The sequence below is a fragment of the Caballeronia sp. LjRoot29 genome (genome assembly GCF_964252755.1).
In the GTDB taxonomy this organism is placed as follows: domain Bacteria; phylum Pseudomonadota; class Gammaproteobacteria; order Burkholderiales; family Burkholderiaceae; genus Caballeronia.
In genome coordinates this window covers 102,270-129,187 of record NZ_CAXUPU020000006.1, presented here as the reverse complement: position 1 = coordinate 129,187, position 26,918 = coordinate 102,270, and the positions used below count along the sequence as shown (strand labels likewise).

The window sequence follows — 26,918 nt, the reverse complement described above, 5'->3', positions numbered from 1 at the left end:
GACACTTAATTTTTAGAGAGGTGAAAGCGTTTTCTTTGCTTCGTTTCTTTGTCGCTTTGGACAAAGAAATGACGCGCCGCCACGCGCAGTGGCTAACAGTGATAAAGAAATCAGCTAACACTAAACGCGCGAAGACCTGGAAAGCAGCAACCCGGCAATGAACCAGACCGCTAACGCAGAACCCGTGCAACCCGGCATTGACCCCGACCGCTACCCCGGAACCTGCGGAACCGAGAACCGCCCCCAACCACTAAACCCAACACCCCGGAAACCAACCAAAACAAGTCACCTAGCCAACGGCATTAAATCCCCATCCGTCTGACGCTGAAGATCCTGCACCTTGCTCTGCAATGCCCGCAATTCAGCTTGGGCCGCATCCTGCTGCGCCCGCAACGTGACAATAGCTGCCTGCTGTTCCGCCTGCCGATCCACCACCTGGCTTTGCTGCGCGCGCGCCACATCGACATCAGCCTGCAAGCGGTTCGCCCGGTTCTGCTGCAAGGCAATCAACCGATCCGCGTACGCGTTTTCAGCCTCCAGCTTCTCGCGACTGATTTCCGAAGCAGCAAGCTGGGCCGTGGACTTAGCGAAGTCCGCATAAACCGCTTCGGCACGCGTATCGGTCTGCGTCTTGATCACCCGCCAAAACTTCTTTTGCTGAAACAGCGCGACGTAGTAAGTCATCTGATCCGGATAGAACAACATGCTCGCGCCATAACTGCCGTTATAGGTCGTGCGCATTTCCATGACCTTCCCATCGCGGATCATCTGCTGCAATTCGGTAATGCTGCCGTTAACGCCATTCCCCGACGCCTGCGGTTCGTCTGCCGCACCGTTGGCCAGCAAGCCGCGCCGCGCACTTGCGTCGCCAAGCGCATTCCCCGACCCCGACGACGAATCCTGTCCCGCAGGCATCGCCGCCAGTGCAGAAGTTGTAGCGGTGAGAGCGGCGAGCGCCACCGTGCAGACCACCGCGCCAACCCACAGAACGCCCCCGCGCCGCCATTTATTTTTGTATTTCATGGATTTTCCGAGTTCTTTGAACAAAGCGAAACCGACCGGATTATGGCAGATAGAATGCCCCGATATTCATTGACCACATTCAAAAATCGCGCTCTTTGAATGGAAATCGAAGCACTGGAAAATCGCCGGGTTCAGTGAACCGCTTGTGGCACGTGTGTGGAAACCCGCGCGCCTTAACGCAAGCCTTGTCGTCGCAGCCTAAGTCACCTAAAAATATCGGCGACCAGATTCGACACCGCCCGTATGCGCTCGCTGCCGCGCAGCGCCGGATGCAAGACCATCCATACATCCTGGTCCAGCTCCCTGATATGCGGTTCGATGCACACCAGATCACTGGTCGTGTCGCCCGCCAGTTGCGCGAGCACGCCCAGGCCCGAGCCGCCCAGCACGCCATCGAATACGCCCAGCACGTAACTGCTGCGAAGGCTCGGCGCGGGCGCGCCCGGCAATGTCTTGAGCCAGCGAGCTGCAGGATGATCGCCCCGGCGCTCGTCGTAACCGACGAATGACAGCTTGCTCCATTCCTTCTTCTTGATCGCCACCTTGTGACGAAGGTAATAGTCCCGCGATGCATATAAACCAAAGCGGACCTTGCCGATCCGGCGTACATACAAGTCTCCCTCGTCCGGACACTCCGACCAGATGGCAATGTCCGCTTCGCGACGGGCAAGGTTATACGGCTGCTGCGAAGTCAGCACTTCAATGGCCAGTCCGGGAAACCTTTCCTGGAACGATCCCAGTAACTTCATCAGGATGTAGGACATCCACTCGACCGCATTGATCCTGACCGTCCCCTCAAGACCATGAGAACCGGTGACATCCCCGGCCCGTTCGATCTGATGCGCGAGCGTCTCCATCTGCTCGGCCCATGCAAGCACCCGCTGCCCGAACGCAGTCACAGCACACCCGGAAGGCACGCGGTCAATCAGGGGTTCACCTAGTCTTCTTTCCAGCTCCGTCAAGCGGCGCGACAACGTCGCCGCGCTAAGATCGCATGCCGCGGCCGCCGATCTCATGGTTCCTTCACGGGCGATGGCGAGCAAAAGCCGCAGGTCGTCCCAGTCAACGTGTTCCATTTTTGAAACGCTCGCTTTCGATTTTAGACGTAGCATATCGCGAATCGCGAGGATAGCATTAGACCCGGATGGGCTGGATTGCCGCTTGATTCACGCTACGGCTCATGCATCGGGTTTTCACGTATTGGCGTTAAAGCGATGCGGCAACGAGCATGGCCTTTCAACCTGATTTACTGACTCACCGACTTAGCGATTAATTGACTAACTGACTAAGCGACTCGACGGCTATTCCCTAAGTAGACCGAAGAGCGAACTAATTAACGGAGACTTTATGACCCGCAAGGCCAACCCAGCACGGCGCCGCGTACTCGCTGCAACCGCAGCAACTGCAGTCGCAGCCGCATTCTCGCTCTTGCCTGTCTCGTCGGCATTCGCTCAAACGGCGAAAAAACCCGTCGTCGCCCTCGTGATGAAGTCACTCGCCAATGAGTTCTTCCTCACCATGGAAACCGGCGCCAAAGACTATCAGGCTCATAACTCGAGCAAGTTCACGCTCATCTCGAACGGCATCAAGGACGAAACCGATACCGCGAACCAGATTCGCATTGTCGAGCAGATGATCGTCTCGAAGGTCGATGCGCTCGTGATCGCCCCGGCTGATTCGAAGGCCCTCGTTCCGGTCATCAAGAAAGCCGTGGATGCAGGCATCATTGTGGTGAATATCGACAACCAGCTTGATCCGGAGGTGCTCAAGTCGAAAGACCTGAACGTGCCGTTCGTTGGACCGGACAACGCAAAGGGCGCGCGGCTGGTCGGTGATTACCTGGTCAAGAAACTGAAGGCTGGCGACGAAGTCGGCATTATCGAAGGTGTGTCGACCACGACGAACGCACAGCAACGCACGGCCGGCTTCAAGCAAGCGATGCAAGCAGGCGGCATGAAAGTAGTTGCGCTGCAATCGGGCGACTGGGAAATCGACAAGGGCAATGCGGTGGCATCGCAGATCCTGAACGCGAACCCGAACATCAAGGCGCTGCTCTGCGGCAACGACAACATGGCGCTCGGCGCGGTGGCTGCGGTCCGGGCGGCCGGTAAAGCGGGCAAGGTGCAGGTCGTGGGTTACGACAACATCAACGCCATCAAGCCAATGCTCGCCGACGGCCGGGTGCTCGCGACCGCCGATCAATACGCCGCAAAACAAGCGGTATTTGGTATCGACACCGCTTTGAAGGCGCTCTCCGCGCATCAGAAACAATCGGAATTGTCGAGCGTGGTGGAAACGCCGGTCAATCTCGTCACCAAGTAAGCGCGTCAAATTATGCGTCGTCGCGGTGAGCCGTGACGACGCATTCATGTATGCCTGAATGCTGCAAGCAGCGTAGAGTATTCCGACGCGCCCGGCTTTAGCTTCTGAGCTTCAAATGTTCAAACGCGTAGTGCGCCCCGGCCATCAACAGGCGGGGCGGAACTCGCATTTCAGTACCCGCCCTAGCCTCTCATAAGCGATGCCCAGTCCAAACGTTCCTCCCGCCGACATAGCGCCGGTGCTGACCATTCACGGGATCGGCAAGACCTACGTCGAGCCGGTGCTCGCGGACGTCTCGCTCCATTTGCGTCCCGGCGAAGTGCTCGCGCTGACAGGCGAAAACGGCGCCGGCAAGAGCACGCTCTCGAAGATCGTAGGCGGCCTTGTCACGCCCACCACCGGCTCCATGCAGCTCGGTGGCATCTCGTACGCGCCGGCAAGCCGCGGCGACGCCGAAGCGCTCGGCGTGCGCATGGTGATGCAGGAACTGAACCTGCTGCCCACGCTGTCGGTTGCTGAAAACCTCTTTCTGAATCGTCTGCCAAAACGCGGACTCGGCTGGATCGATCGCACGACGCTGCGCGAAGACGCGCGTCAGGCGATGGCCCAGGTCGGACTCGATGCTATCGACCCGGATACGCTCGTGGGCGAACTCGGTATCGGCCATCAGCAGATGGTCGAGATCGCGCGCAACCTGATTGGCGATTGCCGTGTGCTGATCCTCGATGAACCCACCGCCATGCTCACGGCGCGCGAAGTCGACCTGCTGTTCGAGCAAGTCGAGCGCCTGAAATCGCGCGGCGTTGCGCTGGTGTATATCTCGCATCGGCTGGAGGAATTGACGCGCATCGCCGAACGCGCGGCTGTGTTGCGCGACGGGCGCCTCGTGCACGTCGACGCCATGCGCAACCTCACCAGCGACAAGCTCGTCACGCTCATGGTCGGACGCGATATTGGCGAGCGCATCGACCTCGGCGAACGCCGGATTGGCGCGACCGCACTCAAGGTCCAAGGCATGACGCACGGCCACGCCGTGCGCGACGTATCGTTTGAAGTAAAAGCCGGCGAGATCTTCGGCATCAGCGGTCTGATCGGCGCAGGCCGGACCGAACTCATGCGGCTGATCTACGGCGCGGACCGGGCGGATAGCGGCAGCATCTCGATCGCGCATCGCGGTGCGGCGCTCAAGACGGTCAGCATCAAGTCGCCTTCCGATGCTGTGAACCAAGGCATCGCACTGATCACCGAAGACCGCAAGGGCGAAGGTTTGTTGCTGCCTCAACCCATTGCCGCGAACATTTCGCTTGGCAATATCGGGGCAGTATCGAAGCATGGTTTTATCGATGCCCGCCGCGAGACCGCACTCGCGCAGAAGCAGATCGACGCCATGCGAATCCGCACATCGAGCGCCGCGCAACCCGTGTCCGAACTCTCGGGCGGCAACCAGCAGAAGGTCGTGATCGGCCGCTGGCTCGCTCGCGATTGCACCGTCCTGCTCTTCGATGAACCCACGCGCGGCATCGACGTCGGCGCCAAGTTCGACATCTACGCGCTGATGGGCGCCCAGGCTCGCGAAGGCCGCGCGCTGGTGGTCGTCTCAAGCGACCTGCGCGAGTTGATGCTGATCTGCGACCGGATCGGCGTGATGTCGGCGGGACGCATGACCGGCGTCTTCGAACGCGATAACTGGTCGCAAGACGCGTTGCTCGCTGCAGCGTTCGCCGGTTATGCGGCCCGGGATAAAATCCTCAACGAATCTATTGAACCGGGCGCCGAGACGCCGGACACCCCTATCACGGAGCACCAGTCATGACTGCACAAACAACGACGCCAAAAACGCAAACGGAGCCGCCCAAGAGCGCGAAGCCGATCGGCACGCGGCTGGGTTTCTCGAACTACCTGGGCCTGATGGGTGCGTTGATCGCGATGATCGCGCTGTTCTCCGTGCTGAGCTCGCACTTCCTGAGCTACGACACCTTCAGCACCATCGCGAATCAGATTCCCGATCTGGTGGTGATGTCGGTCGGCATGACGTTCGTGCTGATCATTGCGGGTATCGATCTGTCAGTGGGATCGGTCCTGGCACTGGGCGCGGCAGTGACCAGCGTCGCCGCGTTGCAATGGCACTGGGGAGCGCTGCCGTCCGCGTTGCTCGGCATGGCCGGCGCGGCGCTTACCGGCTGCGTGACCGGCGCCGTGACGGTGGGGTGGCGCATCCCTTCGTTCATCGTCTCGCTGGGCGTGCTGGAAGCGGCACGCGGTCTTGCTTACCAGATGACGAACTCGCGCACGGCGTATATAGGCGATGCCCTCGACTTTCTCTCGAACCCCATCGCGTTCGGCATTTCTCCTTCGTTCCTGATTGCTATCGCCGTGATGATCGTGGCGCAGCTCGTGCTGACCCGGACGGTTTTTGGCCGCTACCTGGTCGGCATTGGCACCAACGAGGAAGCCGTGCGCCTGGCCGGTGTCAACCCGCGGCCGTACAAGGTCATCGTATTTGCGCTGATGGGCTTGCTCTCGGGACTTGCCGCACTGTTCCAGATTTCCCGGCTTGAAGCGGCCGATCCTAATGCCGGATCAGGAATCGAACTACAGGTGATTGCCGCAGTCGTGATCGGCGGGACGAGTTTGATGGGTGGACGCGGCTCTGTTATCAGCACATTCTTTGGTGTCCTGATCATCTCGGTACTCGCAGCCGGCCTCGCGCAGATAGGCGCGAACGAGCCGACCAAGCGGATCATCACTGGCGCGGTGATTGTGGTGGCAGTCGTGCTGGATACGTACCGCAGCAAACGGCGCATCATGTAAGCGTGCGCAGCGCCCTCATTCGAAGCATTCGTGCGGTTGAGCTTTGGATCGTTGATTTGCGCTTGGCACGCACACCATGGATGCCTGAAGAAATGCGTCCCTATTATTCGCGATATCGGTAGCGTCCCGGCTTGATCTTAGTGTGCTTGTTGCGTGTACTGATTGCGCATCCTCAGCAAACGCCCAAGCCCGGTGACCCGCCGGTTCGCCAGCAGGAGAAATTGAAATGTCCAAAGAAACCAAGCAGGGTTCCGTCCTCATCATGGGGAGTATCAATACCGATCTGGTCGCGCGATCGCCGCATTTGCCGCGTCCGGGCGAAACGATCAGCGGCCACGAGTTCTCGCAAATCTCCGGGGGCAAGGGAGCTAACCAGGCGGTGGCTGCAGCCCGAATCGGGGGTCGCGTGGCGATGGCCGGATGCGTGGGCGGCGACGCCAACGGCGCATTGCGGCTGGCAGACCTCGAGGCCGAAGGAATCGATTGCAGCGCGGTCGAAACCGACCCGTCAGTGCCGAGTGGCGTTGCGATCGTCACCGTAGCGGACGACGGCCAGAACACGATCGTGGTGGTGCCCGGCAGCAACGGCCAGGTTACCCCCGAGATGGTCAAGCGCCACGAGGCGGTGATCAAGGCTGCCGATGTGGTGGTATGTCAGCTCGAGACGCCATGGGACTCGGTCTATGCCACGCTGGTCACTGCCCGGCGATTTGGTAAGCTAACCGTATTAAATCCGGCGCCGGCTACTGGTCCGCTTCCGCCCGAGTGGCTGCCGTTGGTCGACTATCTGGTCCCGAACGAAGTCGAGGCGGCCATCCTCGCCGGATTGCCGGTCGAATCGCAAAGCGGTGCACGCAGGGCGGCCAAAGAACTTCAGCGAGCGGGCGCGCGTAACGTCATCGTGACGCTGGGTTCGCAAGGCGCGTATCTGTTGCCTGAAGCAGGCGAAGGGACGCACTACTCCGCGCCCAAGGTGAACGCGGTGGACACCACTGCTGCCGGCGATACTTTCATCGGCGTCTTCGCCGCCCAGTTGGCCGCGCGTCAACCCATAGAAGCGGCGATCAGTCTTGCCCAGCGGGCGGCCGCTATTTCCGTTACACGCGCCGGCGCACAGCCCTCCATTCCGACTCGCCAGGAAGTCGACAGCGCTCCCTGACCTTCGCTGTCCGGGACGCATCAAGTGTCCCGGACAATAGATTTGGATATCCGATCTAGTTACGCGATTCAGTTACGACATTGAGTTTGAAGCGTCGAAACCGTGCTGCCCCGTTGCAGGGGCTGGTCACGCCATCGCCCAAGCTGCTGCATGGTTCTCCGCGGCAGTTGTTTTTCGTCATCCAACTAACCTTTAATGGGAAAAGCAATGAACTCAAAACCCGCGTTTGTCCTGGTGGCTTCCGTGTTTTTGACAGCTTGCGGTGGAAGCGGAAATTCGAACTCCGGGCCTTTGGCGACTGCGCCAAAGGTCATCATGGATTCAGACTTCAATACGATGGGCGATGACGGCCAGCTCTTTGCCATGACCACGCAATTGATGGCGCAGGGGAAAGTGAATTTACTCGGCTTGACTGTAGTCACGGGCAATGACTGGCTATTGCAGGAACAATCGGACGCACTCAAAGCCGTGGAGCGGATGGGTGTACAGAACACCGTGGGCGTCTACGCCGGTGCGGATTATCCGCTGCAATACGATGTCGCGAGTATTCGCGCGCAGCAAGCCGCCAATCCCAACGGTTATTTCGGCGCCTGGAGCCGCCCCGAACCCACGCAAGCTTCGCAACTTATCGCCCCGCCGGACGGCTTTGCCACGAGTACGAAACTGCAGGCGGAAAACGCGTCTGATTTCATGATCGATACGATCAAGCGTTATCCGAATCAGGTCTCTATTCTGGAAGTCGGGCCGCCGACCAATCTTGCGCTTGCACTGAAAAAGGCGCCGGAAATCGCACCGCTGATCAAGCAGATTATTTATATGGGCGGTGCGATGGCCGTGCCGGGCAATGCGAATGCCGTGGGCGAACTGAACTGGTGGTTTGATCCGCTAGCCGTGCGCACGGTGCTTCAAACGACGATTCCTCAAGTCGTGATTCCGCTGGATGTAACGAATACCGTGCCGCTGACGCAGAGCGTCTATGACCAGATCTCCAACAATCCGAGCAAGCAGACCGCCGTTACGAAGATTTATGCGACGACCAATGCGAACGCGCTTAGCACTAACACGGACATCTACGACACGCTGACTATCGCTTATTTTACGGATCCGACTTACGCGACGCAGACGAAGAGCGCGTACCTGGATATCGATACGAGCAGCGGCGAGAATCAGGGTCATGTGATGGTCTATCCGGATCAACCGGCGGCCGGTGCTTCACCGCAGAAAATTGCCTATGTCACTCAGTTCGATAACAACCGGTTCTTTAGCCTGTATGTGGATTTGTTGACGCGGCCGGTGCCGGTTACCCTTCCATGAGGGGGGGGCGTTCGCACTCGGGGTTTGGTGGTGGCTGGTGTGGGGATCGGGGGGCGGCTTGGGCGGTGAGTCAGGGGGGTGGGCAGAGAAGTGGATTGCTAGGTTTTGGGGTTGGTGGTCTGGTTGAATGCAGCGTTGCTAGGCTCTGATGTTAGCGGTCTGGTTCATTGCCGGGTTGCTAGGTTCTTGCGTTAGCGGTCTGGTTCATTGCCGGGTTGCTGCTTTTCAGGTCTTCGCGCGTTTAGTGTTAGCTGATCTCTTTATCACTATTAGCCACTGCGCGTGGCGGCGCGTCATTTCTTTGTCCAAAGCGACAAAGAAACGAAGCAAAGAAAACGCTTTCACCTCTCTAAAAATTAAGTGTCCACAGCGTGCAGTTTTATTTCATTGGTACCCGAAAAGCACGGTGCTCGCCAGAGCCACGGATGTGTGAAACCCTCCTTCTCGCGAATCCTGACATTAACACGCTTCGCCCCGTACGCTCTCGGGCAAGCGCCCTTGCCATAGAAACCCGCACGGCCTCACGCGTATTTGCCGCTGTGGTGCTTCGCAGGTTAGCTATCAGTTTGCAATGTTATTTGCCGGGTTATGCCTTAAGCATTCTGCAGATCCATTTCTGGGTGGTTTAAAAAATGGTTCGACATGCGTACAAATTCGAGGTTGGTTTTCCGCGGATAGCGCGGGGCGCTCTTTGGGCGGGTTCAGTCGCTAGTGCTTGCCCGAGAGCGTACGGGGCGAAGCGTTTTACTGTCAGGATTCGCGAGAAGGAGGGTTTCACACATCCTAAGCTCTGGCGAGCACCGTGCTTTTGGGGCACCCATGAAATGGAACTGCACGCTGTGGACACTTAGGGTAGAGCGGTGAAAGCGTTTTCTTTGCTTCGTTTCTTTGTCGCTTTGGACAAAGAAATGACGCGCCGCCACGCGCAGTGGCTAACAGTGATAAAGAAATCAGCTAACACTAAACGCGCGAAGACCTGGAAAGCAGCAACCCGGCAATGAACCAGACCGCTGACGCCAGAACCTAGCAACCCTGCAATGCCCCTGACCACTAACCCCAGAGCCCGTGCAACCCGCCCCGCCCCGCCCCCGCCCGACAACTCTAAACCCAACCCCTAATGCGCGTGCTCAGGTTGCCGAATTGAACGCGGTGAGCGCGAGCTCTTGTAAACCTTACGAAGATACCCACACAAGGGCTTTTCAATAAACAGAAAGCTAGCAATCGACATTGCCGTCAACACGAGCAAAAATCCCAGAAATGGCACAAGACCCGTTGCGACGCTCGGAAACAGCATCTTTGCATACCTGAAAAACGGCACATGCAAAATATAGAATGCGAAACTCGCCTCCCCAAGCAGGACCATCGTTTTGCTCCCAAGCCAGCCACTAAACAACCCTTTCGCGCGCGCCAGACTGTAGAGAAGCAGGACAAAAGCGGGAAACAGCAACGCCTTCGCCAACACATGATTGGCAAACACAATAACCGCAACTGCTGCAACCAGAGCTGCAAAAGCAGCGACATCGAAGACACCCGTTTTACTCAGCCCCTGGCTTAGATAAAGCCGCGCCATGCATATCCCGGCAATAAACTCGCCTATCCGAAGCACCGGCATGAAATTCACCAGCTCTCGCAGCCAATACGCCTGACCCAATGCCGGCGGCAGGAACAATAACGTCAACGTCGGAATAACGGAAAATAACCAGCACGCCCCGATCAAACTCAACAGCACCGCAACGCTGCAATTTTTAAGGAAAGCAAACAGGAAGGGAAACGACGCGTAAAAGACCGCTTCCGCAGAGAGCGACCATCCGGGCGTATTCCAGGCGTTCGCAGTGGCAGGCGTCCAGGCTTGCAACAACGCCAGGGAAATCACGCCGTAAAACACGAGCCGCGCATATAACCCAGCCGAGTGTCCGTGCAAGGCCGCAAGGTTCGAATAGACCAACGGCGCGAATACGATCCAACCCAATAAATAGATTGGGTAGATTTTTGCGAACCGGGAAAAATAGAACTGTCGTACGGCAGGCGCCTCTGCCCCACCCATTTCCGGATGCGTATAAGTAAGGATGAACCCCGAAAGAATGAAGAACAATTCGACAGGGTCGCCCGAATTCTCATAGAAATAAAATGGCGATATTCCTAACGATGCGGCGACATCAGGCGAAAGGTGATACAGCGCTACGCTCAACGCTGCCAGGAAGCGAACGCCGGTTAACGCAGGAATAACGGGCCTTCTTGCAACTGTTGTCATCGTTCATTGAATTCGCCGCGTGCCCCAGCGCGCCTGGCGGCCTCATGGTGCACGTTAAAAAATTGGAAAATTAATGCGGAATGGCGAATTTTCCGGAAAATAAAGCGCTATCGTGAGTTAAGTCGAAGCCATGAAATCGGTGCTCACTATCGCTCAACCCATATAAAAGTCATTCGCTCAGCCCGTCTTGTGCTCGTTCTGGACCCGCCCTACTCTGACTTCGACGCATCACTCTCAACTTTCGCACGCCAGCCTATCTCCCCAACTACTAGCAGGCGGCGCCTCTCTACAGTACCGGGTTCCTATTGGAGACGATATGGACGACAGCATGACCGCAGCCTTTGTGACAGGAAAGTGGCAGCTTGCGCAGGGATATTTCGCCGTTGAAGTTGAGGTTGAATCGGCATCGCAATTGCAACCGTTTGATGACGGCGCATTGATCGATGCTGTCCCGAGAGGCCATGACGGTGTCGTCAAAACCTACCCCTTGTTTCGCTCGTCATCCAGGCGTGATGCCTATGTTCTCGGAATCCGCCATGATGTGAGCGGGGAACCAGCGCAGCGAGATTTCGACATCCCCTGGAATCACGGGGACGAGATCCTTGTGGGGAAGCCACAGACCACACCTGTCACTGTCGACACCAAAGCTCGATATATCCTGCTTGGTGGCGGCCTTGGCATCGCAGTCATCGCCGGCGTCGCCAGAAAACTTGCATCGAGTGGCAAGAGTTTTGAACTGCACAACTTCGCGAGAACACCCGCACGAGCTGTTTTCCTGGAGGAACTGTGCGAACTTGAACGATGTGGAAAGATCGCTCACCACTTCGAGAGGTCTGCCGAGCAACTTGCCCGGAACATCTGCCACGCCATCAGTCCAACCCACGCCAACTCACAGATTTATTGCAGCGGACCGCCGGCATTTATGGACTTGATACAGCAGCGTGCCCGTGAGTGGGTCTATGACGCTAACATCCACAAGATTTTCCTGGGTGATATTAGCCGGGCAAAGGCTGATCCGCGCATGGAAGCTTGATCCAGCCATGGCAGGGATTGATCAGGTCGGCGTCGTGGTCGTTTCCAACCGCGGCCGCGACCTGTGTGCTGGTGTGATCTGAAGCACCAATCGGACTGGGATCTCTACAGACCACTAATCTAAGCAATTGCATCCATCACGCGGGCTAAATAGACCATCGTAGCGCCAGCATCAAGCGCGATTGCTACGCCAAGCGCCTCTGCGATCTCTTCTCGTGTGGCGCCCAACTTCACGGCCTCGGCGCTGTGCACGGCGATACAACCGTCGCATCGAAGCGAAACCGCGACTGCAACCACGATGAGTTCGCGCATTTTCGCGTCCAGACTGACTTCGTAGGCCATCGAAGTTTTTTCGTCACCCAGCGTTGATTCCGTGCCGAATGACAGCTTGACGCGCAACCGATGCGTTAATAATATTGCGTGCGATGAGCAATTTCGTCCCATGTTGAGGGACGCGACGCAAAAATTTATCTACTTGAGGTTGGACGCAATTCCATGGCCACTGCCCTCGATGACTTCGATCGCAAGCTGCTGGCCGAAGTCCAGCGCGACGCTCATATCCCCCAGAACGAACTCGGTGCCCGGGTGAATCTGTCGACTGCGGCGGTTAATCGCCGTCTGCGACGGATGGCCGACGACGGCGTGATAGACCGATACACGGCCGTCGTTTCGCCGGAGAAAGTCGGCTTCCCCCTTACTATCGTGACAACGGTAGAAGTTGAAAGCGAACAGATCGACCTGCTGGACACGATGAAGCGGACCTTCGAACTATGTCCGCAGATCCAGCAGTGCTACTACGTCGCGGGCGAATGGGACTTCGTGCTTATCCTGACAGTGCAGAACATGGAACAGTACAACGACCTCACCCGGCAGCTCTTTTTCGCCAATAACAACGTGAAGCGCTTTAAAACACTGGTGAGCATGAGCCGCGTGAAGGTCGGGCTGAGTGTGCCCGTGGACCTGGATGAATAAGCCGACGTTTAATGGCGGGAAGACGAGCGCGCTTATTATCGGACGACGCTCCGGTCATGCCAGTCGCCCTGCCCGAACTGCCGAACCGTAATCGCCCCGTTGCGAATGTCACCCTTCTCATCGAACTGGATCGGGCCAGTCACGCCGTCCAGCTTCAGGGTTTGCAGTTTTGACAGATAGACCTTCGGGTCCGTTGAATCCGCAGCCTGCATGGCGCTTGCCATCGCCATCACTGCGTCATAGGCGTACGGTGCATAGAGTTGCACTTGCACGCCGAATCGCTGCTGATAGCGTTTAAAGAAAGCGTCGCCCTGAGGCATCTTTGAGGGAGGCACGCCGGCAAGTGTGCAGTACGTATCGCTAGTCACGGACGCGCCTGCGAGCTTGATGAATTGAGGGGTGCATGCCTCGTCGCCGGCGATCAGTTTGGCTTTCAGACCAAGTCGCTGAGCTTGCTGCGCGAACGCTGCGGCTTGCGTGTCTCCGCCCGTGAATACGATGCCGTCGGGAACACGACTCTTGATAGTCGTGAGAACCGCCATCCAGTTAGTCGTTTTGTCAGTTCCATATTCACGGTCTACCACCGTACCGCCCGCAGCCTTGACTGCCTTCTCGACTTCATCGGCCAGGCCCTGTCCGTAGGCAGTGCGATCATCGACAATTGCAATCTTCCTGGCCTTCAGGTCCTTCACGAGATACGTTCCAATGACAGTCCCTTGCCGGACGTCGTTAGCGACCATGCGAAAAACGCTCCTGTATCCTTGAGCGGTCAGTTTCGGGTTGGTCGCAGACTCGGTAATCATCGGGATGCCTGCATCCGAATAGATTTTGGAAGCAGGGATCGACGTACCGGAATTGGCGTGTCCAACAATGCCCGATACACGGTCATCAACGAGTTTCTGGGCCACGGTCACAGCGGTCTTCGGGTCGGCTGCGTCATCCTGCGAATCGAGCACGAATGTAATTGGCTGTCCGCCAATGTGGATTTTCTCGGCGTTAAGGTCCTCGATCGCGAGTTGGACACCGTTTTCATCGTCCTTGCCGATGTGGGACAGTTCACCCGTCAGTGGCGAAACTTGTCCAATCTTTACGGTTACGTCGGCTTGCGCCACAAGCGGTTGTGCCGCAGCTAACAGGGTCAGCAAAACAGGGGTGAATTTTAGGTATTGCATGGTCGGGCGCTCGCTCAGTTGCGTTGGCGGCTTCAGGCAGTGATGCCGCTAACGATGTTGGCCCCGGACAATTGCGAAGGGCTGTGATAATGGTAGAAAAGCGCCGCAATCGCCAAAATCGGGTGCTAGCCCGTTTGTGCAATTTTCAATCGATTAAATGTGGTTCAAAGAGTTTTTTTCTCGACATCAAGGATCTGCCGTCCCTTCACCTCCAAAGAAGGCTTCGTCTGATCGATATCGGGGAAGGGTTCCATCATGCTTCATGCCACCGGTTGGTGCGGGCTACGCGATGCCCTGCAGCTTGATAAAATTTCTACGCAGTCTCGCCAACAACGGCGGCACTAACATCTTCGGGAGTGACGAATCATCATGGATCAGATCCTCGCCATTCGACCTTTCGTGCCTGCGAAAGACTTCGATGCTTCCAAGCGTTTCTACCAGGCGCTAGGTTTCACGCTCACCCATGAAGATGAAGGCATTGCGATATTAAAGCTAGGCAGTTTCAGCTTCATTCTCCAGAATTACTACGCCAAGGAATTTGCCGAGAACTGCATGATTCAACTGCTGGTCCGGGATGTGGATTCGTGGTGGCGGAAAACGAAACCTGAAGAGCTTGTCGAGCAGTTTTCTGTCAATGCCCCACGTGAGCCAGTGCCGCAAAGCTGGGGCATGAAAGTCGGGTTCATCTTCGATCCTCCGGCGTGCTGTGGCACGTAGCTGAAGTACCGTTCTGAACCTCCGGGTTTTGCCGCCGAATCTTTAGCCCTTGATCCGGTCAGGCGTCATCCAGCCCTCGCTCACGCCAATCTGCGCAACCTGCTTCGCAACGGAATCGGCCAGGCGCTTCGCGTCTTCCGATACCCCGGCGTGTTTGGTCTCGGACACCGCATGCAGACCTACCGCGGCCGACGTCGCAACGTGCCCGGCAGCGGCGCCAATACCTGCTGTTTCCACGACGCCGGGCGCCTTGCCGCTGTCCGCCTTTGCATCGAAACTCTGAACCAGCCTCGGCATTTCGCCAGCCGGCTGATACACGAGCTGCACGGATGTGCCGACCTGGCTTTTCCCCGCGCCCAGACCAACCAGCATCCGGCGGCGGCGATTCCCGGCATCGATCGTATCGAAGCTGCCTTGCACGATCAGGGAGTTCCGGTCGGTGGGCGCAGGCGAATCTGCCCGTACTGCATGCAGGCCCATTGACTGTAGTTGCTTGACGATTTCATCGGCAACTTGCTCGCGCACGTCCACTGCATCGTCGGCTTGCTTCTTCATGGTCGACCCGCCGTCGAATTGCGTCTTCACTTTCTGAAGCAAACCACCGTCGAGTTTCACTTGATCCGGCGAGCTTTCAAACGCATAGACGTAAATGGTTTCCGGCCGCACTTGCGCCGCTGCGGGAAAAGCACTTACGTTGGTGACACCACTAGCGCAGCCGGTCAGCAGAACGGCACAAAAAGCCAAGGCGGACAGTGCACGAAATACGCTGCGTCCGGCTAACATCTTAAGAAGGTTCAGCATGTTCATCCTTTCATCGACACCATCGTGTCTCGATTATTCAAACACGTCGTCCGATGAGATAAACAAGTATGGATAGCTGATCATCGGCGCTCGAATGTGTGCGGAAAGCGCCTGGTTGAATCTGCGTTAGATCGGCTCGTTCTGGCGTTCCTGCAACGAAGTGAAGTATGAATGAACGGGCGCCCAATCTCTATTCAACAATTATGTCGCGGCATGTCACGCGCGACATGTTGTACGTCTCATCAGATGATTGGAAAGGCTCGCCCAGCTTGGCGGGCATCCGTTCAACCGTCGAATCGATAGAGCACGCTATCTACACGAAAGCGCACGTCCCCTGCCAGCGCGTTGCTGACGAGAAGATAGCGCTCTTTACCGAGCACTTCAAAGCAGATCCGGAGGCACGCTCCACGATCGTGCGAAGCGCGGCCGATGGTGACCTCGTGTTTCTTCATGTTCATTCGACCAGTAACCCGCAGGATCGCGGCAGCGCCATCGTGGATATCTCCCGCGTCGACCACGGCAAGATTGCCGAGCATTGGGATGTGATCCAGCCAGTGCCCGAGCATGCCGCTAACGACAACACAATGTTCTAACTCGACGTCCGTCCGGAGAACGTCCCGCTAAAAATTGGTAAGCGGCGGCAACAGCTCGTAAGCACTGCGGGAAACCGCGCACTCCTTCTCACATCGCACGCCTAAACGCGGTGCGATGATTCGACACGTAATACGCTTTGCCGCGCATCGATCACCCGGAAACGGGGGTTTCCATGCGCGGTGTCGAATAGAAGCTAGGAATCAGCGCTACGCGAGGCTTGTCATGACTCTTCACCGCAATCCAAAACTTGCTGGTTTTTCAAACCAGCTTCATGTGTCCGCGATGGCCCAATGCAGTCAAAGACCTTTAGCGACACCGCCAAGAGTCAGGTTCGCGGAACGAACCACATGCATTGAATTCGACATGCGTGCGCTGGCGATCAACTGAGTCATGAGACCTGCTCTGTTTGTCTGCGCTCTTGCGCTCGCTAGCGGCGTGCTGTCGCTCACTCCGTTTGTCACTGCCCACGCGGACCCCGCTGCCAACGATGTGGTCGGCCCCAGGGGCAAGGGCGCCGATCAGAAGAGGCGCCCTCAAGATACGCCCTTCGAGTTTCGCGGCATCCCGCTAGGCATAACACTCGATGAATTCCAGGCAGGCGCGACCGTCAGGGCGACGCCGATCGACAGCGTACCCGTGTGCGAGACCGATGTCATCGCCGGCTCTCTCGGCATGAGCCTGAAGACGCGTGAAAGCCTGACGGTGGCTTGCCGCTGGGCGCATCAACAAGCCAATGGATGGGCGATATCGCGTGCCGTGGTCGACGGTGCACCGGCGCAAGATCACATGCTGCGCTTCGCACGCGTCGGCGGACAATCCACCTGCAGGCTGTATGAAATGTCGTTCGTCATAGACGAAGGCACCGCAGCCGATCTGCGTCACGCGCTTGCGGACCGCTATGGCGCGCCGCGCGCTAGCGCTCGTGCAACTGCCTCCGCCTCTGCCTCTGCGAGCAACGCTCTGCCGGTCTACGAATGGGAAAACGCGGTGAGCTCGATCACTCTGCGTTTCTCGCCGATAACCCATAACGCCACGCTCGTTTATCTGCTGAAAGCGCCCGACGCCTGGGTGAAGTCTGTTGTGCAGCAATGGAAAACCAGCAGCGTCGATGCAAGTTAGTGCAAGTTGGTTGGCACCGCTCGCGTGAAAAGTCGCGTAATTTTCGAGTGTCACGGAAAAGGTTGAGAAGAGAGTGTGCCTGCTCTCGACCCGCAGAAGAATGCAAAACAGGAGTGGCGGCGTCATGGTTAGCTCGATCGAATGCATGACCGAAGGATACGGTTCGCCTTTTGCCGAACCCGCCATTCGACTCGGCATGACGAACGTCGCAAACCAATGAAACTCCTCGCCCGCCGGGTTAAAAAATCGCTGCACTATGCTTCGCTCATCTGCACTGTGCTCAGCCCATGCTTGTTATCAGGTTGCGCATTGACCGTGATATCCGCCGTTGATGCGGCCGGTTCCGTTGTGCAGGCCGGGATAAGCATTGCGTCGAACCATTCGTCGCCTACCGTCGTCAATGGTGATCAGGCATCCCTCCACGCCGTGTGCATTGAGTGGAATTCCTTGGTCCCCGTTGGCGACTTTGTTCCGGCGTTGCAATACGCTTTGCATAAACGCGGGGTGGAGTCGACCGTGTATGCGCCCGGGACTTCACCTCCCGGTTGCGAAGCGACGCTCGTCTACAGTGCGGCCACGGATTGGGGGCATCGGACATTCACCGACGGATACACCGAATATCTATCGGCCATCAACCTCACGTTGATCCAACGGGGAAAGATCGTGGTCGCCGCCAGCTATGCGACGAGCGGCGCGAAGCTCGACCGTTTCGCGAGCACGGCGACGAAGGTCAGCGCGCTCATCGACAAGATGGTGGTTGCAACGGCGGATTGACCAGAGATTGAAACAACAACGCGGCCAGACAGGCTGCGGCATTATGGAGAGTCCCGTATTCCAGTGACGCAAAGCCGGGACTCGCAGACTCTATAACCTCGCTCGGTTAGCCAACTCAGGCAGCTTGCCTGCACGATGCCTCGTCACAGGCCGGCTCCACACCAACGCATCCAGATAGCGTCGAATTCAATGCCTCGACGGGCTCGGGCCGTACGGTGCTGTGTTCACCCACGGTTTCATCCTGCGTGACGCGAGGCTCGGTTTTGGCGCTCTTACCGGCCCGCGACGGCGGCTGGCAATTCCCGCACACCGTGCCCTGCGCTGCGTCTTGCTTGCGCGTGACGAACTTGCCCGTGCAGCTGCAGCAACGGGTCAACTGGAGAATGCTGGCGTCAAAGAACCGCACGAGCGTCCAGGCGCGCGTGAAGCTCAACATGATGTAGATGTCGTGCCGCTCGCAATGCTCGAGATAGAGCTTGTAGCCTTTCGTCAATGCGTCGAAATGCGAACATCCCGCGAGATCCGTCAGAAATCTATAGATGTTGTAGAAGAGCGATGCGTGAATATTTGGCGCCCACGTCAGGAACCAGTCGACTGAGAACGGCAACATTCCCTTCGGCGGCGACACGCCCTTTACTTCCTGATAAAGGCGAATCATGCGGTCACGAGAGAGATTGACTTCGCTTTCCAGAACTTGAATTCGGGCACCAAGCTCGATCAGGATGGCCGCCCGCATCACATCTTGAGCGTCTTCAGCAATGCTCTTCTTCGCCATTGGCGTAATCCTCTTCTTATATAAAAACGCTCGACTGCCACGTCTGTCAGCGCTATGGGACTAAGCCCAATAATTCACGCCCGGGAACCGAGCACTCGCAAGAACGTCTCCGCGTTCTGCGTCGCCGCGTTAGCCGGACGGTGCGTGATCAGTGCGCCGGGGAGATCGATTACCCGATCCTCAGGCGCGCGGTGTCCAAGGAGGAAAAGCATGAGCAACACTCCGGACATAAAACCTACGGCACCGCCGATTAGCAACATGCTGCCTCCGTGAATTTTACAGAGCTCAAAAAGGGATCGTCGATGAATTGGTCATTGATCCTTTGACGAAAACGTTTAGGAGAAGCGTCGCATTGTATTAGCAACACCCTATCCTGAACGCAATGATCTTCCTTTTCTCTCAGGTAAATAGCGTGGAAAAGACAAGGCTTTATCCTAAGGCTTACGGAATATTTCCTTTAATTGCTAACCGTTTCTGAAATGCGCGCTCTCTCTTTAGTGATTTGAATAAACGGGGGGCGGCCTCAAAAGCGAAGTGCAACACCTATCTCGTATAAGGTGTCGCAATGCCCGAAAAAACTTCGTACCAGCAACTCCAACCTGAAGAGCGCCTGGCCATCGCAAGCCTGCGGCTACAGAATGTGAGTGTCCGGGCCATGGCCCGGATACTCGGGCGCTCGCCAGCCACCGTTAGCCGTGAACTGACGCGAAACAGCTCTGCGGTTGGCTATTCATCCCAGCCGGCTCAAGCACTGAGCGTCGCACGCCGTAGCGCGGGACGCCGCCCCACTAAGCTTTGCCTGCAAACCGTTTGCTGGCGAGTGGTTCTCACCCTGCTCGAGTGGAAATGGTCGCCCCAACAGATATCGGGCACACTTAAACGTATGTATCCGACCGACTCGACCCAGCACGTTTCGCACGAAACCATTTACACGGCTATCTACGCCCAGCCGCGCGGCGAACTGCGTCGTCAGCTCATTGCCTGCCTGCGCCACGGCCACAGCACGCGCATGCCACGTACACGGGGCACAGACCGGCGCGGACAGATTCCCGACATGGTCAGTATCCACGTGCGGCCGCCCGAAATTGAAGACCGACTGCTGCCGGGGCACTGGGAAGGTGACTTCATCAAGGGCGCGGGCAACCAATCTTCTGTCGGCGTGCTGGTCGAACGAACCAGCCGCCTAGTACTGCTCGCCAAGATGGAAGACGCGAGCGCCGAGTCCGCGTTAGCAGGCTTCTCTGCCAAACTAAATTCGATTGTCGCGCCGCTACGGCAGAGCTTGACGTACGACCAGGGTAAGGAGATGTCGCGGCATAAGGAGCTTGCCTGCGCCACCGGCGTGAACATCTACTTCTGTGATCCACATAGCCCCTGGCAACGCGGGAGCTGCGAGAACACCAACGGATTGCTTCGCCAATATCTGCCCAAAGGCACCGACCTCTCGGTCTACAGTCAGGACGAACTCGATGCCATTGCCGACAGTCTGAACAGTCGGCCCCGAGCAACTCACGCGTTCCATTCTCCATTCGAGGTCTTCGCTGCAACACTTGCCTCAGCCAGCCAAACTCAAGGCTCTAAACACTAGAGCCTCCTGTTGCGCTTCGGTTTGAAACCGCCGGGCGAAATTTTTTATAAGATTCAGGAAGGACTTGGCGAACGTACATGCTGCTCGGCGTTTCGTTGCTAGCGAAAGTGCGCAATCATAACGCTGCACATTGACGAAGCAATGAGGATGAATTGCTTGGTTGCAAGCGTTCTTCTTCGTCAGTTGATAAACGGTAATAGAAGATTGCTTAGTACGATCGTGCAGCCTGACGCCCATTCGCCATGCTTTGCCGCTTGCTTCGAAGCAAATGAATAGCAGCGTTGATCAGCTTGTCACCTGTCAAAGGTGAGGTTGCATTGTCATTTTCTAATCGACTTTCGCTTGAGGGAAGTCCTACTCGTCAATCATGAAACAACTTACCCAAACCCTCCTTCTCGCAAGCGTGTTTGCAACCAGCGCTGGCAGCGCGCTCGCCCAAAGCACTTTGCCAGCCAGTCTGGACGGCGGCCGCATTGGCCGCGGTGGCTTTGAGCCGGGCTTTGCGGTCGTTAATGATCTACAGCATTTGCAAAGGCTATATGACCTTAACGGCCGCGAAAGCGAAATGCGGGATATCTACCACGACGTCCTGCTAAAGACGCAGGTTCCCGCGGTCCGTCAATACGTCTACGAAGCACTCGCCCGCAACCTGCTCCGCCCGGCCAACGTCGACCAGGCAATTACGACTATTCGCACGAGTCTGGATGAAGATCTGAGCACGTTGGCGAAACATCCATCCGCTCCGTGAAGCACGTGCGGCGCCCAAGAGGGCGCCAGGTGTTTAGCTGAAGGAAAGATAAGAACGCCGCCAACTCGAAGCGGTCAGCACTGATGCAGTTGCGCTCAGTTCCAGGAATCCTGGCGCCGATCTCGCCCCTACCATCGCAGAATTAGAACGTCAGCACGCTAAGAAACATTCGTTGCAACCAGCCTACCGTCGTTGCATCGGCCAGCATGCCGACACCTGCCTGCTCAATTCGAGCATTAGCGACTTTACTTGACGATACGTAGTTTCCAACCTCGATGTCTTTAGGGTTCACGATACCCGACAACCGCAGGCGATCGCGGTTCTGGTTCATCGCAATGATCTTGTCTCCCGCAATCACGAGGTTCCCCGTCGGCAGCGTGGCGATAACCGATACGGCAAGGGTCCCGGTCATCCCTGTCGTGTTCGACACAGCCCCCTGACCTTTGAAAGTCGTGCTAGCCGATCCAATGTTAAACAACTTGGCTAGTCGCGCTGCTGCGCCGCTAGATTGATCGGCGGCTTGCGCGCTAATGTCGCTCGATCGATTAGCCGAGGCATCGCCGCTGTTATTAGCCGAGTAGGATTCGGAGAGACGGATCGTCAATACGTCGCCCACGTGTTGCGCACGCGGCGTTTCGTATAAGGTCAACGCATTGCCGCCCTGGAAGATCGCGCCGCCCGTTTCTATGTTCAACGGACTTGAGACCACGACCGGCGCAAACGTCGGCATGTCGACGATAGAATTCGAGCCGCCTGAGCATCCGGCTAACGAAACCATACCGCTAGCCAGAATCACAAACTTTAACGAGTTCATGTTTTTATTGGTTCGCCAGATTAAGGTTCTCGGCCGCGCGTGGCATGACAAGATAATGAACGGCGCCTGAGTTGCCGGCTTGTGGCTAAGCGCTAAGTCCGACGCCTAAGCCGTCCTCGCCCGCTCGTCACTCGTCGGTTTGCGCGGCAAATCGGACATGCTCAATCGATGGCGTCGGCGCATGTATCGAACGGCGCGGCAGCGGCATGACCCACTGCCGGCACGATCTTGAGCGTGGCCGATACCAGGCGGCACGGCAGTGCAGCTACGGCACAACCCTCCATCGGCAATATGACCACGCCCGCCATGAGGCATACCGCTAGCCGGACGCAGCGTTTATAAAACTGCAGATTGAACATAAATAAGGCCGCTACCCTTTCAAGCACTGGTGTTGATACGTGTGCCAACCAAGCCGTTCGATGGCAGCGCGGGCGGAGCCGCTTGCTCGATCGGCAGCGACGGCAACTCGGTCTTAGCGCTATTTCCGGCTGCGCTGCCCGAGCTTCCACCAGTTGGACGCATGGGTGTTGGCGCTATACGTTCAGCGGGGCTGTAGTTGTTAACATTCATGATCAGGCTCGCTTTCAATAAAGATGAAGGGATCGAGGCAGCGTCAAGATAGCCTTGCGCACATGCCAGGTCGCTAGAACTTTCTTTCGACACTGAATGATCCTGCTTAAGGGCTAGCATCGATTAATGAATGATCACGGCTTTTTCTCGACTCCTTACCAGCACTTACCGCGCTATCGCAGCCGCAATCAATGCAGCACTCGACTCATTCCGTCGATCAACATTCGGCGCCGGCAGACCTAGATCTTCACGTCGACGAACAGCCCGATCGGATCCCAGCGAACGCCCTTGGTCTCTTCGCTCAAGCCATCCAGAACATCGGCTAACGGCACCTCTCCCGCATTGCCATCAGGCGCTACATAGGATTGCAATGCGTTGTCGAGGGTGCTGACAGCTCCAGCAAGTGTGGTGCTGTCGCTCGTACCAGCATCACTGCCGGATGTGGACACTTGGGGATCATCTAGCTGCCAGTCCCAGACGTCAGATGGATCATTACCTTTCACGGAGGTTGACCGGACAGTTTTCGCAAGCTCTTCTATGGAAGAGCCGAGATCGACATAGGCTGATGTCACCTGGTCTGCTTGCGCCGGATCGCCGACTTGTTGGGCTGTCGCATTGAGACTGTGTTGCAGGACAAGCGCCTGATATAGCGCTACCAGGAATTGCTTGCCTGCGCTTTTGTTTGCGTCTTCGCGCGCGAGGGCTCCAGCCGCGGTGCCGGAGTGGTCAGAAAATGAATCAGTATCGGTGACGTCGCTACTGGCCGACGTCAACGCGCTCGGGTCTAACCCCATTCGTTGCAACGTCAGCTTGAGTGCCGCCATCAAGGCGTCACCGCTTCCGGGCGATGTCGCCGACGTCCGCTCAGGGAGCCCGCTGCTGGGCGCACTGGCCGGTTGCTTGGCCGTATTGCCGGGAAAGTCCGATGATGAAATTGACATACTGGAATCGAGTGCCATGGTGTGCCTCTGTTCGTTGTTCCGTGACGCCGAATCGGCTGCGTAGAGCAGATTCGCAGGTTCGCAGGGGTGCTGATGATTGAGTGGCGAGCGCACGGATTCATTCGCCCAGACGTCATATCGACCCAGCTAACAAGAATCTGTAGTGCTGGAAAGGCGAGGTAAGAAGCCTAGCCTGATGAGCTTGCCGACAGTCTTACGGACTAAGCGCTGTTGCCGCGACAATGAAAGATCCGGTAACGAAATCATCACCTTCCCCCTAGTCGTTAGCTTGAAAGCGAGTGCGATTCTTATCTTTATTGCAAGCGTTCAATGCAAGCAACGTAACTTGACGGCGCGCCATTTGACGGCCTTTCCGCTTAGACAAATGGCGTCACTTAGCCAACTCTCTTACCGGCTCTTTCGTAACCTAAGGTTGTTCGCACCGCTGACGTTATCACTAAGTATTGAATGTACTTGGAGGATGAAATGAATTTTTCCACGACCGGCGATATTGCTTGCAAAGTTCGGATCAACCCTATCATGCTTGTTAGCGGTCAAGGTATAGCAAGCCGTGCAATACGGTATCGCGGCAAACACACGCTGCGGGCCGTGCTTGGATTCCTGGATAGTCAGCGGGAGGTTCGCGCACTCGTTTTTAGCCACACATTCGACGGAGATATGTTGTGGGTCGACATCCAGACTGGAGAGCTACGAAGCTTTGAGGAGTGGCGATTCGAAGCGGCATGATCCACGCGCAAAGAGGCCGGCTTCTGCGTGGTCAGCGAGGCACGGCATTCAGGTAATAAACACGATCCGGTCGCCCACCGTCGAACCGCATTCCACGAAATACGCGGTACGGGCGGCCCTGACGTCGAGAAGAACGCGTTCGATGCCGTCAACACCTGGACTTTCATGAAGATGCGTTTTAACAACGACTTCCGAGCTTCGTCTGGCTAACGCGTCAAGCCGGACTTCCACGAGATACTTGATAGCATCTCGTTGGTTCATGAAATACAGAATCATTAACAACGTGTCCTTACTGCAGATAAAGCGGCGCTCTGTTACCGGGCCGATACTTCTCCCGACATGACGTCGATCCAGACAGGACCCTCTTCAGCTTGATGGCTAAAGACAAGCGCCCGTACTTGCGGCCCCGCTATTCTCAAGAAGCGCAGTACGTCGCTCCTGCGTTGCTTGCCGCGATACGGGACGCTGCATACTCCTTGATCGCATTCCTTCAGCAACACAACGTCGTTACGCTTAAGAAGCCGCTCAATCATTGTTTCAACCAACTCATGCGAAAGCCGAGCGACACTCCCCTGCACCTGACTCGCAAGCGCAGGCTGGCAGGGATCGGTGCGGATATTTGTATGCTTCGCGGCACCAGTCATTTACACCCCACCGCACAGACGATGGCCGATACGCCCGCTACGGCACCGGCAATTCCGCCAAGGGCAAACGTCTCCACCGAACTGGCGCAAGCTTGAAGATTGAGTGTGCAAAAAAGCATCGCAATGTAAACGCAGCGGCGCAAGATTTTTCTCCCTCAACAGTCATTGCTGCGGTCTGGACCGGACAAAACGCCGAGGCACTTGACGCAGCTTCCCGTTGTTGGCCCGACGTGTGTTTGAAGGGGCCAACGCATCAACGCAGAGGACCCCCATGCACGCAGAGAGAGATTAGAGTGCTTTGAAGCGGAGCATTTCGGCAATTACGGGCTGTAGACACCGTCTGCTTACGAGCCATTACCTGGGGCTGGAGAACGCGGCCTGTTTAGCTTATGCAAAGGGGACAGTCTGACTCAACCAAAGGTCGTTGAATTGCGGCAGGTTCCACTGTTTAGGGTCTTCAATTGCCACTATCCGATCACCGCCCTTCAATTTCTTCAGGTCTACTACTTGTGGAAAGACCGGTTGATTCGACCTGCATGAGAAGAATGTCTTGACGATCGGCGAGAGGATTGACCCACTGCCTTGATCGAGCACGACAGCCAGGAATCCAGACTCCAGCCGGACCAGCGAGCCCACCGGATAAATGCCTACGGTGCTTATAAAAGCCGCGAGAATAGTCTTGTCGAACTGTCCCTCCCACGACGCCATGCTGCGAAGCGCCTGAGTCGGATGCCAGGAAGATTTATATGACCGCTCGGATGTAACGGCGTCGTACACGTCGCAGACTGCGCCCATCCTGGCCAACAGGGGAATGGCCTTGTCTTTGAGCCCATGCGGATACCCGCGGCCATTTATCTTTTCATGGTGGTGCAACGCAACCTGCAGCACCCCGGCACTGACATCGGCTGACTGCAGCATTTGCCATCCATCGTAGGAGTGTTTCTTGGCGACCTCGTACTCTTCCACACTCAGCTTTCCCGGTTTGTTCAACACGGCGAGCGGCATGAGTGCCTTGCCGAGATCATGAAGCAATCCGGCCACGCCGGCCTCCAGTACATCCGGTTCGTCCAGTTCAAGTTCGCGCGCGAGCGCCGTCATCAACGCGCAGACGGCGACGGAATGCATATACGTGTAGCCGTCGTGGTGCTTCAGGCGCGCCACGCTGGTCAATGCGTAAGGGTTGCGTATAACGGACGCAGCAATGCTCTTCACCAGCGGCATCATGCTGGCGCCGGACACCGCGCGTCCCATGCGGGCCTGTTGAAACACAACCTTCATTTCATTGGAGGCTGATTCGAACAGTCGCTTTGCGTGTTCAATTTCCTCGCCTACCGGTCTTCGCGGCAATTGCGCGCGCGGTACACCGCCCGCAATGCGTTGCTCGCCATCCCCCGTCTGCGCAGTGGAGCTCGCCGCAACGAACGGGTCAACCGGCTCTCCCAGGCCGTCATCAGGGCACGACAGACCTCGATCCGTGTCGATCACAATGGACGTTATTCCGCTTTCGACGATCTTCTCGATATCGATAGCGGTGAGCAAGAACGAGCTCTTCCAGAATGGGTGATCAAGCCAGCGCCGATCCAGACTGTGCAAGAACATGCCAGGACGCAATACAGAGGCTGCGACCGTTTTCAACATAGCCAACTCCGATGAGCCTTGATTTGGAACTAGCGAGGGAGAAGCCACATCACCTTCAGCTCCGGCCTACACTTACGTGCTCCACCAATGTACTGATCAGATCCTTGATTTCTTTCTCGCAGCGCCTTGTTACATCGTTAGCGCCAAGGTACAGCGCCAACACGTGCTAACCCGCCAACTCGTCTTCCTACATCGAATGATCGCGCGTAACTGCCTGTGATCATCAAAGAATGACCGCAATATATTCCAGACTCCTTACCCTGACTTACCGCCCATTTTAATGGGGTCATCGTAAGCCTCAAGTAAAGTCCTGGACCGCTAGCCGGCTGCCCCTAGCGTACCTCACGCCGCTTGAAAATAAACACAGCCAGCCATTTGCGCGCGCCTGGAAC

General features: G+C 56.9%; 29 protein-coding genes. 15 read left to right on the top strand and 14 right to left on the bottom strand.

Translation table 11 applies throughout. The features are described from left to right. Window positions 1-285: 285 nt before the first annotated feature. Together ACSQ83_RS09780 and ACSQ83_RS09775 are read right to left on the bottom strand one after the other, a co-directional pair. A complete protein-coding gene (locus ACSQ83_RS09780; protein ID WP_436227991.1) occupies window positions 286-1,023 on the bottom strand; it encodes a DUF2968 domain-containing protein in 738 nt (245 codons plus the stop codon). Window positions 1,024-1,226: 203 nt separating this feature from the next. After that, window positions 1,227-2,099: a LysR family transcriptional regulator gene (locus tag ACSQ83_RS09775; RefSeq protein ID WP_158938927.1), complete on the bottom strand. Its 873-nt coding sequence runs from the start codon at window positions 2,097-2,099 to the stop codon at window positions 1,227-1,229. Between the two features lie 271 nt (window positions 2,100-2,370). Between ACSQ83_RS09775 and ACSQ83_RS09770 the strand changes: the two genes are divergently transcribed. The 5 genes from ACSQ83_RS09770 (at window position 2,371) to ACSQ83_RS09750 (ending at window position 8,629) form a co-directional block, all read left to right on the top strand. Then, window positions 2,371-3,345 carry a sugar ABC transporter substrate-binding protein gene (locus ACSQ83_RS09770; RefSeq protein ID WP_414953425.1) on the top strand — a complete coding sequence of 325 codons (975 nt, stop codon included), beginning with the start codon at window positions 2,371-2,373 and terminating at the stop codon, window positions 3,343-3,345. A 199-nt stretch (window positions 3,346-3,544) separates the two neighbouring features. Next, on the top strand, window positions 3,545-5,158 hold the full coding sequence (locus ACSQ83_RS09765) for a sugar ABC transporter ATP-binding protein (protein WP_414953424.1): 1,614 nt from the start codon (window positions 3,545-3,547) through the stop codon (window positions 5,156-5,158). Then, window positions 5,155-6,156, top strand: a complete 1,002-nt coding sequence (locus ACSQ83_RS09760) for an ABC transporter permease (protein ID WP_436227990.1) — start codon at window positions 5,155-5,157, stop codon at window positions 6,154-6,156. Before ACSQ83_RS09765 ends, ACSQ83_RS09760 begins: the two co-directional genes overlap by 4 nt. A gap of 226 nt (window positions 6,157-6,382) precedes the next feature. After that, entirely contained in the window at window positions 6,383-7,315 is a 933-nt protein-coding gene (gene rbsK, locus ACSQ83_RS09755) for a ribokinase (RefSeq protein WP_414953422.1), read from the top strand. A gap of 207 nt (window positions 7,316-7,522) precedes the next feature. Beyond that, the gene (locus ACSQ83_RS09750) at window positions 7,523-8,629 is read left to right on the top strand and encodes a nucleoside hydrolase (protein WP_436227989.1); all 1,107 of its coding nucleotides are present in this window, start codon (window positions 7,523-7,525) and stop codon (window positions 8,627-8,629) included. Between the two features lie 1,114 nt (window positions 8,630-9,743). Here the strand turns inward: ACSQ83_RS09750 and ACSQ83_RS09745 are convergent. After that, window positions 9,744-10,880 (bottom strand): acyltransferase family protein, encoded by a 1,137-nt coding sequence (locus tag ACSQ83_RS09745; protein WP_436227988.1) that lies wholly within the window; start codon window positions 10,878-10,880, stop codon window positions 9,744-9,746. A 316-nt stretch (window positions 10,881-11,196) separates the two neighbouring features. Between ACSQ83_RS09745 and ACSQ83_RS09740 the strand changes: the two genes are divergently transcribed. Next, window positions 11,197-11,913 (top strand): oxidoreductase, encoded by a 717-nt coding sequence (locus tag ACSQ83_RS09740; protein WP_436227987.1) that lies wholly within the window; start codon window positions 11,197-11,199, stop codon window positions 11,911-11,913. Between the two features lie 119 nt (window positions 11,914-12,032). Here the strand turns inward: ACSQ83_RS09740 and ACSQ83_RS09735 are convergent, their stop codons facing one another. Next, window positions 12,033-12,356 carry a carboxymuconolactone decarboxylase family protein gene (locus tag ACSQ83_RS09735; protein ID WP_414953418.1) on the bottom strand — a complete coding sequence of 108 codons (324 nt, stop codon included), beginning with the start codon at window positions 12,354-12,356 and terminating at the stop codon, window positions 12,033-12,035. Between the two features lie 51 nt (window positions 12,357-12,407). Here ACSQ83_RS09735 and ACSQ83_RS09730 point away from each other — a divergent pair, with 51 nt between their 5' ends. After that, window positions 12,408-12,884, top strand: a complete 477-nt coding sequence (locus ACSQ83_RS09730; RefSeq protein WP_414968683.1) for an Lrp/AsnC family transcriptional regulator — start codon at window positions 12,408-12,410, stop codon at window positions 12,882-12,884. Between the two features lie 35 nt (window positions 12,885-12,919). On the opposite strand, the gene ACSQ83_RS09725 is transcribed toward ACSQ83_RS09730, so the two are convergent. Beyond that, window positions 12,920-14,056 carry a branched-chain amino acid ABC transporter substrate-binding protein gene (locus ACSQ83_RS09725; protein WP_436227986.1) on the bottom strand — a complete coding sequence of 379 codons (1,137 nt, stop codon included), beginning with the start codon at window positions 14,054-14,056 and terminating at the stop codon, window positions 12,920-12,922. A gap of 369 nt (window positions 14,057-14,425) precedes the next feature. On the opposite strand from ACSQ83_RS09725, the gene ACSQ83_RS09720 reads away from it, so the two are divergent. After that, the gene (locus ACSQ83_RS09720; RefSeq protein WP_436227985.1) at window positions 14,426-14,773 is read left to right on the top strand and encodes a glyoxalase; all 348 of its coding nucleotides are present in this window, start codon (window positions 14,426-14,428) and stop codon (window positions 14,771-14,773) included. A 42-nt stretch (window positions 14,774-14,815) separates the two neighbouring features. On the opposite strand, the gene ACSQ83_RS09715 is transcribed toward ACSQ83_RS09720, so the two are convergent. Continuing rightward, complete coding sequence (locus ACSQ83_RS09715; RefSeq protein WP_436227984.1) at window positions 14,816-15,574, bottom strand: DUF4410 domain-containing protein; 759 nt, start codon at window positions 15,572-15,574, stop codon at window positions 14,816-14,818. Between the two features lie 167 nt (window positions 15,575-15,741). Here ACSQ83_RS09715 and ACSQ83_RS09710 point away from each other — a divergent pair, with 167 nt between their 5' ends. The 3 genes from ACSQ83_RS09710 to ACSQ83_RS09700 all read left to right on the top strand — a co-directional run bounded on the left by ACSQ83_RS09710 (window position 15,742) and on the right by ACSQ83_RS09700 (window position 18,061). After that, entirely contained in the window at window positions 15,742-16,167 is a 426-nt protein-coding gene (locus ACSQ83_RS09710; protein WP_414953413.1) for a nuclear transport factor 2 family protein, read from the top strand. Between the two features lie 391 nt (window positions 16,168-16,558). Beyond that, on the top strand, window positions 16,559-17,287 hold the full coding sequence (locus ACSQ83_RS09705; RefSeq protein WP_436227983.1) for a hypothetical protein: 729 nt from the start codon (window positions 16,559-16,561) through the stop codon (window positions 17,285-17,287). A gap of 315 nt (window positions 17,288-17,602) precedes the next feature. Continuing rightward, window positions 17,603-18,061 (top strand): hypothetical protein, encoded by a 459-nt coding sequence (locus tag ACSQ83_RS09700; protein WP_414953439.1) that lies wholly within the window; start codon window positions 17,603-17,605, stop codon window positions 18,059-18,061. Window positions 18,062-18,176: 115 nt separating this feature from the next. On the opposite strand, the gene flhC is transcribed toward ACSQ83_RS09700, so the two are convergent. Beyond that, window positions 18,177-18,836, bottom strand: a complete 660-nt coding sequence (gene flhC / locus ACSQ83_RS09695) for a flagellar transcriptional regulator FlhC (protein WP_414953411.1) — start codon at window positions 18,834-18,836, stop codon at window positions 18,177-18,179. Window positions 18,837-18,910: 74 nt separating this feature from the next. Continuing rightward, complete coding sequence (locus ACSQ83_RS09690) at window positions 18,911-19,048, bottom strand: hypothetical protein (RefSeq protein WP_414953410.1); 138 nt, start codon at window positions 19,046-19,048, stop codon at window positions 18,911-18,913. A 353-nt stretch (window positions 19,049-19,401) separates the two neighbouring features. Here ACSQ83_RS09690 and ACSQ83_RS09685 point away from each other — a divergent pair, with 353 nt between their 5' ends. Both ACSQ83_RS09685 and ACSQ83_RS09680 read left to right on the top strand, forming a co-directional pair. After that, complete coding sequence (locus ACSQ83_RS09685) at window positions 19,402-20,424, top strand: IS30 family transposase (protein WP_436227982.1); 1,023 nt, start codon at window positions 19,402-19,404, stop codon at window positions 20,422-20,424. A 367-nt stretch (window positions 20,425-20,791) separates the two neighbouring features. Continuing rightward, window positions 20,792-21,172 (top strand): hypothetical protein, encoded by a 381-nt coding sequence (locus tag ACSQ83_RS09680; RefSeq protein WP_436227981.1) that lies wholly within the window; start codon window positions 20,792-20,794, stop codon window positions 21,170-21,172. Window positions 21,173-21,314: 142 nt separating this feature from the next. Here the strand turns inward: ACSQ83_RS09680 and ACSQ83_RS09675 are convergent, their stop codons facing one another. The 4 genes from ACSQ83_RS09675 to ACSQ83_RS09660 form a co-directional block, all read right to left on the bottom strand. Beyond that, window positions 21,315-21,986: a flagellar basal body L-ring protein FlgH gene (locus tag ACSQ83_RS09675; protein WP_414953169.1), complete on the bottom strand. Its 672-nt coding sequence runs from the start codon at window positions 21,984-21,986 to the stop codon at window positions 21,315-21,317. Window positions 21,987-22,147: 161 nt separating this feature from the next. Continuing rightward, window positions 22,148-22,294, bottom strand: a complete 147-nt coding sequence (locus ACSQ83_RS09670; RefSeq protein WP_366144565.1) for a DUF6726 family protein — start codon at window positions 22,292-22,294, stop codon at window positions 22,148-22,150. A gap of 70 nt (window positions 22,295-22,364) precedes the next feature. Next, window positions 22,365-22,556 (bottom strand): hypothetical protein, encoded by a 192-nt coding sequence (locus tag ACSQ83_RS09665; protein WP_436227980.1) that lies wholly within the window; start codon window positions 22,554-22,556, stop codon window positions 22,365-22,367. A 239-nt stretch (window positions 22,557-22,795) separates the two neighbouring features. Continuing rightward, on the bottom strand, window positions 22,796-23,515 hold the full coding sequence (locus ACSQ83_RS09660; RefSeq protein ID WP_436227979.1) for a hypothetical protein: 720 nt from the start codon (window positions 23,513-23,515) through the stop codon (window positions 22,796-22,798). A 468-nt stretch (window positions 23,516-23,983) separates the two neighbouring features. Between ACSQ83_RS09660 and ACSQ83_RS09655 the strand changes: the two genes are divergently transcribed. Then, window positions 23,984-24,244 (top strand): hypothetical protein, encoded by a 261-nt coding sequence (locus tag ACSQ83_RS09655; protein WP_414953166.1) that lies wholly within the window; start codon window positions 23,984-23,986, stop codon window positions 24,242-24,244. Window positions 24,245-24,292: 48 nt separating this feature from the next. Here ACSQ83_RS09655 and ACSQ83_RS09650 read toward each other — a convergent pair whose 3' ends face one another. Then, entirely contained in the window at window positions 24,293-24,505 is a 213-nt protein-coding gene (locus ACSQ83_RS09650) for a hypothetical protein (protein ID WP_414953165.1), read from the bottom strand. A 110-nt stretch (window positions 24,506-24,615) separates the two neighbouring features. Between ACSQ83_RS09650 and ACSQ83_RS09645 the strand changes: the two genes are divergently transcribed. Next, window positions 24,616-24,984 carry a hypothetical protein gene (locus tag ACSQ83_RS09645; RefSeq protein WP_436227978.1) on the top strand — a complete coding sequence of 123 codons (369 nt, stop codon included), beginning with the start codon at window positions 24,616-24,618 and terminating at the stop codon, window positions 24,982-24,984. A gap of 291 nt (window positions 24,985-25,275) precedes the next feature. Here ACSQ83_RS09645 and ACSQ83_RS09640 read toward each other — a convergent pair whose 3' ends face one another. After that, window positions 25,276-26,526, bottom strand: coding sequence for an HD-GYP domain-containing protein (locus ACSQ83_RS09640; RefSeq protein WP_414953163.1), 1,251 nt, complete (start codon window positions 26,524-26,526; stop codon window positions 25,276-25,278). Between the last annotated feature and the right edge of the window lie 392 nt (window positions 26,527-26,918).

Coding starts and splice junctions, on each gene's coding strand:
- ACSQ83_RS09655 (WP_414953166.1), top strand. CDS start 23,984: ATGAATTTTTCCACGACCGGCGATATTGCTTGCAAAGTTCGGATCAAC.
- ACSQ83_RS09760 (WP_436227990.1), top strand. CDS start 5,155: ATGACTGCACAAACAACGACGCCAAAAACGCAAACGGAGCCGCCCAAG.
- ACSQ83_RS09750 (WP_436227989.1), top strand. CDS start 7,523: ATGAACTCAAAACCCGCGTTTGTCCTGGTGGCTTCCGTGTTTTTGACA.
- ACSQ83_RS09680 (WP_436227981.1), top strand. CDS start 20,792: ATGAAACAACTTACCCAAACCCTCCTTCTCGCAAGCGTGTTTGCAACC.
- ACSQ83_RS09720 (WP_436227985.1), top strand. CDS start 14,426: ATGGATCAGATCCTCGCCATTCGACCTTTCGTGCCTGCGAAAGACTTC.
- ACSQ83_RS09780 (WP_436227991.1), bottom strand. CDS start 1,023: ATGAAATACAAAAATAAATGGCGGCGCGGGGGCGTTCTGTGGGTTGGC.
- ACSQ83_RS09640 (WP_414953163.1), bottom strand. CDS start 26,526: ATGTTGAAAACGGTCGCAGCCTCTGTATTGCGTCCTGGCATGTTCTTG.
- ACSQ83_RS09660 (WP_436227979.1), bottom strand. CDS start 23,515: ATGGCACTCGATTCCAGTATGTCAATTTCATCATCGGACTTTCCCGGC.
- flhC (WP_414953411.1), bottom strand. CDS start 18,836: ATGGCGAAGAAGAGCATTGCTGAAGACGCTCAAGATGTGATGCGGGCG.
- ACSQ83_RS09665 (WP_436227980.1), bottom strand. CDS start 22,556: ATGAATGTTAACAACTACAGCCCCGCTGAACGTATAGCGCCAACACCC.
- ACSQ83_RS09675 (WP_414953169.1), bottom strand. CDS start 21,986: ATGAACTCGTTAAAGTTTGTGATTCTGGCTAGCGGTATGGTTTCGTTA.
- ACSQ83_RS09765 (WP_414953424.1), top strand. CDS start 3,545: ATGCCCAGTCCAAACGTTCCTCCCGCCGACATAGCGCCGGTGCTGACC.
- ACSQ83_RS09670 (WP_366144565.1), bottom strand. CDS start 22,294: ATGGCGGGCGTGGTCATATTGCCGATGGAGGGTTGTGCCGTAGCTGCA.
- ACSQ83_RS09650 (WP_414953165.1), bottom strand. CDS start 24,505: ATGAACCAACGAGATGCTATCAAGTATCTCGTGGAAGTCCGGCTTGAC.
- ACSQ83_RS09770 (WP_414953425.1), top strand. CDS start 2,371: ATGACCCGCAAGGCCAACCCAGCACGGCGCCGCGTACTCGCTGCAACC.
- ACSQ83_RS09745 (WP_436227988.1), bottom strand. CDS start 10,880: ATGACAACAGTTGCAAGAAGGCCCGTTATTCCTGCGTTAACCGGCGTT.
- rbsK (WP_414953422.1), top strand. CDS start 6,383: ATGTCCAAAGAAACCAAGCAGGGTTCCGTCCTCATCATGGGGAGTATC.
- ACSQ83_RS09715 (WP_436227984.1), bottom strand. CDS start 15,574: ATGCTGAACCTTCTTAAGATGTTAGCCGGACGCAGCGTATTTCGTGCA.
- ACSQ83_RS09710 (WP_414953413.1), top strand. CDS start 15,742: ATGAATGAACGGGCGCCCAATCTCTATTCAACAATTATGTCGCGGCAT.
- ACSQ83_RS09705 (WP_436227983.1), top strand. CDS start 16,559: ATGAGACCTGCTCTGTTTGTCTGCGCTCTTGCGCTCGCTAGCGGCGTG.
- ACSQ83_RS09735 (WP_414953418.1), bottom strand. CDS start 12,356: ATGGGACGAAATTGCTCATCGCACGCAATATTATTAACGCATCGGTTG.
- ACSQ83_RS09690 (WP_414953410.1), bottom strand. CDS start 19,048: ATGCTTTTCCTCCTTGGACACCGCGCGCCTGAGGATCGGGTAATCGAT.
- ACSQ83_RS09685 (WP_436227982.1), top strand. CDS start 19,402: ATGCCCGAAAAAACTTCGTACCAGCAACTCCAACCTGAAGAGCGCCTG.
- ACSQ83_RS09725 (WP_436227986.1), bottom strand. CDS start 14,056: ATGCAATACCTAAAATTCACCCCTGTTTTGCTGACCCTGTTAGCTGCG.
- ACSQ83_RS09740 (WP_436227987.1), top strand. CDS start 11,197: ATGGACGACAGCATGACCGCAGCCTTTGTGACAGGAAAGTGGCAGCTT.
- ACSQ83_RS09775 (WP_158938927.1), bottom strand. CDS start 2,099: ATGGAACACGTTGACTGGGACGACCTGCGGCTTTTGCTCGCCATCGCC.
- ACSQ83_RS09730 (WP_414968683.1), top strand. CDS start 12,408: ATGGCCACTGCCCTCGATGACTTCGATCGCAAGCTGCTGGCCGAAGTC.